This window comes from Acinetobacter sp. YK3 (genome assembly GCF_001729365.1).
Taxonomy (GTDB): Bacteria; Pseudomonadota; Gammaproteobacteria; order Pseudomonadales; family Moraxellaceae; genus Acinetobacter; species Acinetobacter vivianii.
The window spans coordinates 1-11,414 of the sequence record NZ_LZPJ01000121.1; the positions used below are offsets into that span (position 1 = coordinate 1).

Consider the following 11,414-nt stretch of genomic DNA (forward strand, 5'->3'; position numbering starts at 1 on the left):
TTAATTAAAAAATAAATGCAGAAATATGCATTTATTTTTTAATTAATTTCTTACGCTATTTAGTTGTTCTACACCTAATGTAAACAAACGATAAAATGCTTCTAGAGGACTCGTAGATTTGATTAAACGAGCTCTAAGAACTGCACCTTCCCACCCAATCCAAAATTGATAAGCCATTTCATCGCAATCTGTTAAGCTATATTGAGAGTAAAATTCATTTAAACAATCAGAAACCATTTTCTGCCACACCTGAAAAATACTTTCTATTCGCTCAATAATTTCAGGGGCTAGATAAGAAACTTCTTGTCCTAAATTTCCCAGAATACAACCTCGCTTAAAATCATATTTCTGTAGCTTTTCACCAGCGTCTTTTACAAAGTTCTGTAGTTTTTCTAGAGGTGTAAGATCTGGTTGACTTAAAAACTTATTCAATCGTCTCACAAAATAAATTTCGTAGGCCTTTAATACCTCTAAAATAAATGCTTCTTTATTCTCAAAATAATGATAAAACGAGCCTTTAGGAATTTGAATAGGCTTCATGAGATCATCTAGGCTCATGGCATTCATTCCCCGTTCTGTAAGCAATTCAATACCACGACGTATTAATACGTCTTTCGTATCTGCATAGTTGCTTCCATGTTTAGTGGGCCGACCACGTGGTCTTTTGGGTAAATTTGAATAGTTCATGTTTACAAAATAGACTATCTATCTAGAAATAGCAATGCTATTCGATCTTATACCATCGTAGGAGTTTAGATTATCTGAGTCTAACAACAACTCTAGAAGTTTTAAGTAACTTACTAGTTAAAACTAAAACAACACAGTCAAACCTCATATTTTTATATTTAAAAATCAACAAAATACTTATCTCAATCATCTATTTTGATTTGAATTATTTTTTCATTTTTAGACTTATATATCTGGGTCTAGTGATCACATGTGATCTTAACCGTTGGCCTAGCTAAGACTTAAAGGCTATATTTAACTAATTACTAATAGACTATTAACTATAAAAATAGCAAATCCTCAATTATAATCATCACTTGATTATTTTTTTATTTAGACCAACTATGAAGAAAAAAGGTTCTTCAATCACACGGGTACTTGATATATTAGAAGCCGTTGCTACTTCAAAACATCCACCCTCTCCACTTGATCTAGCCATAGATCTGGATATTCCTAAACCGAGCATACATCGTTTGCTACAAACCCTAGAACAAGAAGGGTTTCTCAAATGTGACACTTATGGTGGTTTTGTAGTCGGTGATCGCACTTATAAATGGCTGATGAGTGTTTGGGAGCAAGAGTCTCGCAAGATTGAACGTCTTGCAATTCTACAGAAGCTTTCTGATCAAATCGGTGAAACCTGTGGTATAGCAATCCTTAGCGAAAACCAAATGCTGTATACTGATCGTGTGCAAACCAACTGGCCCTTACAGGTTTATCTACCCGTTGGTTCAACGGTTCCCCTGTGGTGCAGTTCTAGCGGAAAACTATTCCTAAGCTATCTAGAACCAATTCAACGGAAAAGAATATTATCTCAGCTGCCAATCACGCAGATGACAAAAAATACGATGATCGATATCGATCAATTAGATACACACTTAACTAAGATTTTTGAAAAAAAACTGGGTAGTGATAACGAAGAATTTATTGCAGGTATGGTTGCTTGTTCTGTACCAATTTTAAAAGATGGAAATATCATTGCCTGTCTATATGTACATGCCCCCACTATTCGTAAATCTCTTGAAGAGCTTCAAGCCTTTGAACCTTTGCTACGTGAAGCAGCAACTGCATTAGAGTCTTTAGTCAACTCATAAAAAAGCGCTGTTTCACTTAGAAACAGCGCACAAATTTAAACTTAACTTTGCGAGTAGGTTTAATTTAAGGTAGGCATAGCAAATTGAGCACCTTCACGCACATCACTAGCAGGCCAACGTTGAGTAATTGTTTTACGACGAGTATAGAAGCGTGCGCCATCTGGACCATAAGCACTTAAATCACCAAATAATGAACGTTTCCAACCACCAAAGCTGTGATAAGAAACAGGTACTGGTAATGGAATATTAATTCCAACCATACCCACTTTAATATGATCACTAAAGTATCGAGCTGCTTCACCATCACGGGTATATATACATGTACCATTGCCATATTCATGGTCATTGATCAGTTGCATTGCTGTATGCATGCTGTCGACTCGCATAATCTGTAATACTGGCCCAAAGATTTCTTCTTTATAACTAGTCATGTCCATCGTTACTTGGTCAATCAGTGTCGCACCAACAAAGTAACCGTTTTCATAACCTTGAGGACTCATCTGGCGACCATCGACTACAATCTTAGCACCCTGTTCTTCAGCACTGTCGATGTAACCAAGTACTTTAGCTTTGTGCTGAGCTGTAATAACAGGCCCAAAGTCATTAGACTTATCTGAATAATGTCCAACTTTCAGATCTTTCATCGCCTCGGTCAGTTTTGCAATGATTTTATCTGCAATTTCATCACCAACAGCTACCGCGACAGACAGAGCCATACAGCGCTCTCCAGAAGAACCGAATGCTGCACCTAATAATGAATTCACAACATTATCAATATCTGCATCAGGCATTACGATGGCATGGTTTTTTGCACCACCCAAGGCTTGGCAACGCTTGCCATTGGCAGTTGCTGTAGCATAGATATATTCAGCAATCGGAGTTGAACCAACAAAACTAACTGCCTGTACCGTTGGGCTGGTAAGTAAGGTATCAACTGCTACCTTATCACCATTAACTACGTTCAAAACTCCATCTGGGAGGCCAGCTTCTTTCAATAGTTGTGCAATGTACAAAGTTGATGATGGATCACGCTCAGATGGTTTAAGTACAAATGTATTACCGCAAACAATCGCCATTGGGAACATCCATAATGGCACCATCACAGGGAAGTTAAATGGTGTAATACCCGCTACTACGCCTAATGGCTGCATCTCACTCCAAGAGTCGATGCCCGGTCCGACATTTTTGCTATATTCACCTTTCAAGAACTCCGCTGCACAACAAGCATATTCAACGTTTTCAATTCCACGTTGTAATTCACCTGCTGCATCATGCACAATCTTGCCATGTTCAGCTCCAATCAAAGCACAAATTTGATCTGCATTCTTCTCAAGTAGCTCTTTAAAACGGAACATGATTCTAACGCGTTTCATTACTGGAGTATTGCGCCACTCAGGGAACGCTGCCTCAGCTGCCGCAATCGCTTGCTCTACTGTCTCTACACTAGCCAAGGCCACAGATTTCTCTGATTCCCCTGTCGCAGGGTTATAAACTGGTTGGCTGCGTACATTGTTGCTTTCGGTGCTCATCACACCATTAATAAAATGTCCTAAAATTGTCATTAGGTTCTTCCTCTTTAAGTTACGACTTTTACTCTATTTAAAATTACTTCTGCGCTATCTAATTAACTCACGCATAAAGGATTTCAGGCCTTATTCCGTAATCCACAATTGTTGATATAGGTTCACCATCTCTTCGACGGTCGGTACGATTGGGTTATTACTTGGAGAGCCAGATGCCAAAGCCTGTTCTGCCATCACCTGTACCACTTGATCAAACTCAGCTTTTTGCACTCCAAACTCGGCTAGCGTCGGTACCTGCAAATCGCGGTTGATTTCAATCAATGCATTAATCAGTTTTTGATTAGCAATTTCATCGGAATCATCACTGTGGGCAACTCCCATAGCTCTCGCACATTGCGCATATTTTTCAGGTGCGGCTTTAATTGAATACGCGGTAATCATGGGCAGTAACATGGCATTCGATAGTCCATGTGGCACATGGAAAAATGCCCCAATTGGTCGACTCATACCATGCACTAGAGCGACAGAGGCATTGGAAAATGCAATTCCAGCTAAAGTTGAACCCAGCATCATTGCTTCACGGGCAGCTTCATTTTTTGGTTCGCTATAAACTTTTTGTAGATTTGGTCCAATTAATTTCATTGCAGCCAATGCTTGCACATCACTATAAGCATTCGCTTTTTTACTGACATAAGCTTCTATAGCGTGAGTTAGAGCATCAATACCTGTATCAGCCGTGGTACGTGCTGGTAAAGACATCGTTAACGTATAATCAATGATCGCAGCGACAGGTAAAAAACCTATGCCAGCACAGAGCATTTTTTCACTGGTAGCATCTTCAGTTATGATTGTGAAACGAGTACATTCAGAACCAGTACCTGCTGTCGTCGGGATCGCAATGATCGGCAAGCCAGTTTCGTTGACCTGACGCGGAAACTTATAATCACGCATCTCGCCACCAAATTTCCCTAAGATACCAATTGCTTTAGCACTGTCGATTGGACTCCCACCACCTATGGCAATAATCGCATCATAGTCATGACGACGGATATGCTCTACTCCAGCTGCAATCGAACTCGAAGTAGGCTCAGGAATGGTTTCATCAAAATAATCTGATTCAATCTGCTCAGCCTTGAGAATATTTTGAATTTCATCAATATATCCCAATGAGACCATGACCTTATCAGTGATAATCAAAGGTTTATGACAACCAAGACTGTTTAAGATTTGTGGAAGTTTGAGTCGAGCATCTTTACCGACTTCAATAATTCTAGGTAGTTGTATGCTTGAGGCCATGCTATTTTCCTTTCTGTAATAGATCCATTGTGTTAAGCAATTTGTTGAGTTGTATTAAAATGAGCCGAACCATGTACCGAGTGCGATGACACCTATCAGTGCGAACAGTGGAATGACCACAGCCACCACAAACATATCGAAATAAGACTGTTTATGGGTCAAACCACAGAGAGTAATAATAGTGATCACTGCACCGTTATGAGGTAGTGAATCTAATGCGCCAGAGGCCATTGATGCGACGCGATGCATTAATTCAGGCGAAATGTTAAATTGTTGGGCTAATTGCATATAGGTTTCACCCATAGTGTTGAGTGCAATACTTAGACCTCCTGAAGCAGAACCGGTAATCCCAGCCAAAACATTAATCACAATCGCTTCAGAAATCAGAGGACTATTGGGTGCTAGTCCAACTAAAAAATCACGTAAGATTAAGAATCCAGCCAAAGATGCGATCACTGAGCCATAGCCAACCTCAGACGCCGTATTAAAAATTGGTAAAAATGAAGAGGTTACGCCTTGTTGTATAGAGCCTTTAAGGTTATTAAGACGATGCCAATTCAATAGAATGATAATTAAACATGCCAAAACCAGTGCGCAAATGATTGCCCATAAACCCAATACTGAACTTAGACTGACATTTCCATATTTTGCTGTAGCAAGATAAGTGTTATCTAAATTCGGCAGGATCACTTTAGTCAGTACAAAGTTACTTACAATGACCACCAAGATAGGCATAATCGCGACTAAAAGTGAGGGATGATGCATACCACGATGAGTATTGTTTACTGCTAAAGAAACTGGTTCATGATGTTGCCCGTAACCTTCTTGCATAGCTTTTGCGATATTAACCCGGCGGTTTAACCACCACATCCCAGTTACTAACATAAAGATTGAGCCAAATACCCCAAGTCCTGGTGCCGCATAAAGATCGGTATGGAAAAATGGCATCGGAATCGCGTTCTGAATCGCAGGTGTACCTGGTAATGCAGTCATGGTAAAAGTCAATGCCCCTAACATGATCACTCCTGGAATCAGTCGCTTAGGAATATCTAATTGCTTAAACAAAGCTGAGGCAATTGGATATACCGCAAAACCCACCACAAACAGAGAAACGCCACCATAGGTCAGTACTGCACAGGACAGTACTATCGAAAGGACAGCACTTTGATGTCCTAGTTTTTGTACAAAAAACTGTGCAATTGTTTGTGCTGAGCCGGAATCATCCATCAATTTGCCAAAGATTGCCCCGAGCAAAAATAACGGAAAATACTTGATGATGTAGCCACCAAGGCCAGTCATAAATACTTGGGTATACACTCCCAATACTTCATGACTTAGACCGCTCCATAACACCGCAAACAAGGCTAAAAATGGCGCCAAAATAATGACGCTATGTCCCCTATATGCCAAATACATTAGCAAGACTAGGGACAAGATAATTCCTATCAGTCCAAGCATAATCCATTCCTTTGACTATATTTAAATCCATTTCCAAGTTCAGCTAGGTGAAGCTTTCAGCAATCAAAAAAGTAATAACGATACGATTCGTATCATTATTACTTTATAACGGATTGTATTTAGACTGTCAAACATATTTAGACCTTAGTCTCATTAAATAAACAATATAATAAAAATCAAAAACTTATATACAAAATAAAATTTAATACTAACTTTCAGCACGAAAATCCCTCTAATACAAATATGTTTTTCAAATAGACAGAATTTTCCTGTGATACATCATCGTTAGACTTATTATCGAATCATTAAATGTTGATGTTTTAGAACGATCTAGAGGCCATCAATATTGCTGGATGCATAGTCTGATGCTATTAGGCCCTGTTAACATTTCACAAATACTTGCGACAAGAGATTGCATCGTTCAAATGTATAAATAGTCGAGTAAATCAAAACTACCCGATATAACTTATTTAGCAGAACTATATGTTCTGAAAATAAGCGGTATCAGGTAGCAGCACTGTCTTAAAACAAGCTATTTTTTCTCTGAAAAACCTGCATTAGAACTAAAAATTTCCTTTACTTACATATCTTATTTCTCAGTCTGACAAGATTCTCATTATGGTTCACCTATATCAGTGTCCTGAAGCTCGTTCAGCTCCTAACCCTGTCTCGGACCGTACTTGCTGTGTTTCAAAAGCTGCCCGCTCACGCGCTGCGCTGGCACTACGATCAGTGATTGAGAAAAACCAGATACCAACGAAACCTATAGTCATCGAAAAAAGTGCTGGTGAGGTGTAGGGGAACAAAGCTGTACCTGCTGGGTTTCCAAGTGTAGTCTCCCATACCGAAGGTGAAACCACGGTAAGAACCACTGATGATATTAGCCCCAAAAAGCCACCAATCACCGCACCTCGAGTTGTGCAATCTTTCCATAGCACTGACATAAAAAGCACGGGGAAATTAGCCGAAGCAGCGATAGCGAAGGCAAGAGATACCATGAATGCGATATTCTGCTTTTCGAAAGCAATGCCTAATAAGACAGCAATGATACTCAACACCACAGTAGTGATTCGGGAAACTTTAAGTTCGCTTTTACTGTCTGCTTTACCCTTTTTAAATAATGTGGCATACAAATCATGCGACACAGCAGAAGCACCAGATAGTGTGAGTCCTGCAACCACCGCAAGAATAGTTGCAAATGCTACGGCAGAAATGAAACCATAGAAGACGTTACCACCCACTGACTTAGCAACAAGTACTGCTGCCATATTAGCAGTGCCAGGACCACCATGGATTACACCTTTAGCAACATCCGCAAATTCAGGATTAGTCAAAACTAGTGCAATGGCACCGAAACCAATAATAAAAATAAGTACATAGAAATAACCAATCCAGGTTGTAGCCCAGAATACTGACTTGCGAGCCTCTTTGGCATCAGGCACAGTAAAAAAGCGCATTAAGACATGTGGCAATCCTGCTGTACCAAACATCAGTGCCATACCAAAGGAAATAGCTGAAATTGGATCCTTCACGAATCCCCCAGGTCCCATGATTGACTGACCTAGCTTAGAGGCTTCATCAGGGGGACTACCAGCATTAGCCGCAATCGCTGTCCGCACTTCCACTCCTTTTGCAAATAGAGCTTCGGGGCTAAATCCAAATTGTGCTAATACCATAAAGGCCATAAATGTGACGCCTGCCAATAATAAGCAAGCTTTTGTAATCTGCACCCAAGTCGTAGCTGTCATTCCTCCAAATAGTACATATAGCATCATCAATCCACCGACAATAACGACGGCTACCCAATAATCTAAGCCAAATAGCAGTTTAATCAATTGACCAGCACCAACCATTTGAGCAATTAGATAAAACGCCACAACAATCAGCGTACCTGATGCTGCAAAAGCACGAATTGGAGTTTGTCTGAAACGGTAACCGGCGACATCGGCAAAGGTAAATTTTCCTAAATTACGTAATCGCTCAGCCATCAAAAATGTGATAATTGGCCAGCCTACAAGAAAACCAATAGAATAAATCAATCCATCATAACCAGTAGCCATAACAGCAGCAGAAATCCCCAAAAATGAAGCTGCCGACATGTAGTCACCCGCAATCGCTAAACCATTTTGGAAACCAGTGATACCGCCTCCTGCGGTATAAAAATCCGCAGCCGATTTTGTCCTCTTTGCTGCCCATTTAGTGATCCAAAGCGTAGCGACAACAAACGTTCCAAACATAGCAATTGCTGTCCAGTTAGTGGCTTGTTTAGCAGTTTCACCCACATCACCACCAGCTGCATGTGCGACAACTGTATGGAACAAAGTTAGTATTATTACGAGAAAACTGAAGGATCTATTCATTGGGTAGCCTCCTTCAATATCTGCTTTGTCATTGCATCGAATTCACTATTAGCACGACGCACATAAATGCCCGTAATAATAATTGTAAATACAATCACAGCCATGCCAAGTGGAATACCCACTGTAGTTACACCACTTCCAATTGGTTGTGCCAGAAATGGTTTATTAAATGCGATCAGAGAGATATAGCCGAAATACACTAACAGCAACATTGATGTCAAAATATAGGCCAAACGATTGCGTTTTTTACGTAATGCAAGGTATTGGGAGTTTTGTTTTATTTTATCGACAATGTGATCATTCATATAGCTTTCCTTGTAATGAATCTTATTATGTTGGACGAGGCAGAACATCCTTTTTCCTCGTCCAGTACGCCTAATTACGTCTAAATATTTTTGGTATTCGTTTGAACCTTAGCGGTGTCGGAATACTGGTGCACGCTTGCTAATAAATGCATGCATACCTTCCTTTTGGCCCTCGGTTGCAAACGCTGCTTGAAATAGTCTACGTTCATGCAACATACCTTCAGTTAAACCAACTTCCATCGCACGATTCACTGCTTCTTTAGCCATACGTACCGCAGGTGCGTTATAACCAGCAATGGTATGCGCTGCTTCCAGTGCGGTTTGCAATAATTCAGTTGAAGGTACAATACGAGCAACTAACCCCGCCTCCTTTGCTTCCAAAGCATTAATGCTTCGCCCAGTGAGAATTAGGTCCATAGCAAGTGCCTTTCCCACTGATCGAGTAAGTCGTTGCGATCCGCCAATCCCTGGTAAAATACCCAACTTAATCTCAGGCTGTCCGAAATATGCATCTTCAGCAGCGATAATAAAGTCACACATCATGGCTAATTCACATCCCCCACCAAGTGCATAACCACTAACGGCTGCAATAATAGGTTTACTGATACTTAGTAGTTCCTGCCAAGCAGCAAAGATGTCATTTGCTTGCAATTCTGCGAAAGTTTTATCAGCCATCTCTTCGATGTCAGCACCGGCTGCGAAGGCTCTTGGACTCCCTGCGATAACAATGGCACCAATGTTATCATCGGCATCAAACTGCCGAAGAGCAGCAACCACCTCACGAGACATACGCACGTTCAGCGCGTTAAGGCTTTTTGGTCTGTTTAGAGTAATTAGTCCTACGCGTTCACGTCGCTCAACCAAAATGGTTTCATAGCGTTGTGCTGAGGTCGGTTCTACAACCTTATTCGTTTCGTTCGTAGATTTTGTAGTGCTAGATTGTGTATTTGCACTCTTATTCGTTGATGTTGATGATGCATTCATTAGTGATATCTCCCTGATATAATGAGAATTTAAAAAGTTAGGCAATTACTTGGTTAGGTAGAAGGTTGTCTTCATGTGATAGTGGTTCTTCATCTGTGCCAGCGGCAGGAGCATAATCCCCAGTCCCAGACATCAGTTCAGCGAGGATTTTTTCCCTATGCTCATTGAGTGCTGGCGCACGAAGAGGAGTAGTTACATCGATATCCTCAAAAGAATTAATCTTGATTGGATTACCTGCGGTTCGGAAAGCACGACCAGCCCCCTGAACCTGAATAATCATGTTGCGTGCAGCTAGCTGAGGATGATTCAATAATCGATCAATCGTATTGATCGGTGCACACGGAACACCAGCGATATTTAATTGGTCAATCCAGTGATCCATAGGTTCCGTTCGCGTAATTTGTTCGATGGCTTGAACTAGTGCAGGACGATTGCGACAGCGCAAGTCATTGGTGATAAATCGTTGGTCTAGTGCTAACTGCGGGTTGCCGAGTACATCGGCCATTAGCATAAAGAGCTGATCATTACCCGCTGCAATAACAAAACGCCCATCTTTTGCTGAAAAGGTCTCAAATGGTGCAAGTGATGGATGATTGTCACCTGTTCGTGTAGGAACAACTCCTTCCACGTCATAACGTGCTATAGCTGTTTCCATAAGCGCTGCTTGGCAGTCCAGCATGCCAATGTCTACACGTGAACCTTGTGCATCACGGGTACGTTTATAGAGGGATGAAACAATTCCAATGACCGCAAACAAGGCAGCACTAAGATCGCCGAAGCTTGTACCGACTCGCGCAGGAGGGGCATCAGGCCAGCCAGTAAGGCTCATAATTCCTCCCATAGCTTGAACCACCATGTCATAACCAGGTAGGTCACTGAGTGGCCCAGAATGACCAAATCCAGATATTGAAGCATAGACGAGATGAGGATGAGTCCGTGCAAGTCGCTCAGCACCGTAACCCAAACGATCCATTACGCCTGGTCGAAAGTTTTCGACTAACACATCAGCTTGATCAAGCATACGCTCAAGTAGATCGCGATCTCGCGGACTCTTAATATCTAATGCAATACTCTCCTTGCCTCGATTGAAACACATGAAATACGCTGACTCATCTTCAATGAACGGTCCAAATGCACGTGTATCATCACCGGTAGCAATTCTTTCAATTTTAATGACGCGTGCCCCGAGATCAGCCAATATCATTGTGCAATAAGGACCAGCAAGAACACGTGAAAAGTCCAATACTGTGATGCCATCTAGAGGGCCTTTTTTGGGAGGTAAGCCTTGTGAAGTATCCATTTTTATATCTCCTTGTTTAACAAATTTTGTATCCCTACTGATCTAGTGAATGGCTTCTTTGGTCATCCTGAGCAGTAAGCTGTTGGCATTACCGATCCTAATATTTCCGACCAATTAATTAGACCAATCACCTAGAAATAATCAAAAAAATATATCGAGTATTTACAACATATTGGTCAGTTCCTCGAAAGTTAGACTAACTAAGCCAACACCGAAAAATATTAGACCACCCACCTAGAAATAGAGTAAAAAAACTAGATGTGTTTGGATACTAGACTAAGCATTTTTACAAGTCAACTAATCATGTTTACTGGAATACTTTACTAATTCAGCCACCTATTTTTCAAATTATTCATCATATATTCAAT

The 11,414-nt window shown here is 40.8% G+C and carries 9 protein-coding genes; 1 reads left to right on the plus strand and 8 read right to left on the minus strand.

Going from position 1 to position 11,414, the window contains the following annotated elements; translation table 11 throughout:
• Window positions 1-42: 42 nt before the first annotated feature.
• On the minus strand, window positions 43-687 hold the full coding sequence (locus A9Z07_RS14925; protein ID WP_069579694.1) for a TetR/AcrR family transcriptional regulator: 645 nt from the start codon (window positions 685-687) through the stop codon (window positions 43-45).
• Between the two features lie 383 nt (window positions 688-1,070).
• On the opposite strand from A9Z07_RS14925, the gene A9Z07_RS14930 reads away from it, so the two are divergent.
• The gene (locus A9Z07_RS14930; protein ID WP_069579695.1) at window positions 1,071-1,820 is read left to right on the plus strand and encodes an IclR family transcriptional regulator; all 750 of its coding nucleotides are present in this window, start codon (window positions 1,071-1,073) and stop codon (window positions 1,818-1,820) included.
• Between the two features lie 59 nt (window positions 1,821-1,879).
• On the opposite strand, the gene A9Z07_RS14935 is transcribed toward A9Z07_RS14930, so the two are convergent.
• The 7 genes from A9Z07_RS14935 to A9Z07_RS14965 form a co-directional block, all read right to left on the minus strand.
• Entirely contained in the window at window positions 1,880-3,382 is a 1,503-nt protein-coding gene (locus A9Z07_RS14935) for a CoA-acylating methylmalonate-semialdehyde dehydrogenase (RefSeq protein ID WP_069579696.1), read from the minus strand.
• Between the two features lie 90 nt (window positions 3,383-3,472).
• Window positions 3,473-4,639: an iron-containing alcohol dehydrogenase gene (locus tag A9Z07_RS14940; RefSeq protein ID WP_069579697.1), complete on the minus strand. Its 1,167-nt coding sequence runs from the start codon at window positions 4,637-4,639 to the stop codon at window positions 3,473-3,475.
• Window positions 4,640-4,693: 54 nt separating this feature from the next.
• Window positions 4,694-6,097, minus strand: a complete 1,404-nt coding sequence (locus A9Z07_RS14945) for a GntP family permease (RefSeq protein ID WP_069579698.1) — start codon at window positions 6,095-6,097, stop codon at window positions 4,694-4,696.
• Window positions 6,098-6,729: 632 nt separating this feature from the next.
• Window positions 6,730-8,457 (minus strand): cation acetate symporter, encoded by a 1,728-nt coding sequence (locus tag A9Z07_RS14950; RefSeq protein WP_069579699.1) that lies wholly within the window; start codon window positions 8,455-8,457, stop codon window positions 6,730-6,732.
• Window positions 8,454-8,762: a DUF485 domain-containing protein gene (locus tag A9Z07_RS14955; RefSeq protein ID WP_069579700.1), complete on the minus strand. Its 309-nt coding sequence runs from the start codon at window positions 8,760-8,762 to the stop codon at window positions 8,454-8,456. The genes A9Z07_RS14950 and A9Z07_RS14955 overlap by 4 nt, the downstream gene beginning before the upstream one ends.
• Window positions 8,763-8,870: 108 nt before the next feature.
• Complete coding sequence (locus tag A9Z07_RS14960) at window positions 8,871-9,629, minus strand: enoyl-CoA hydratase-related protein (protein ID WP_171258989.1); 759 nt, start codon at window positions 9,627-9,629, stop codon at window positions 8,871-8,873.
• A gap of 154 nt (window positions 9,630-9,783) precedes the next feature.
• Window positions 9,784-11,046: a CaiB/BaiF CoA transferase family protein gene (locus A9Z07_RS14965; protein ID WP_069579702.1), complete on the minus strand. Its 1,263-nt coding sequence runs from the start codon at window positions 11,044-11,046 to the stop codon at window positions 9,784-9,786.
• Window positions 11,047-11,414: the final 368 nt, after the last annotated feature.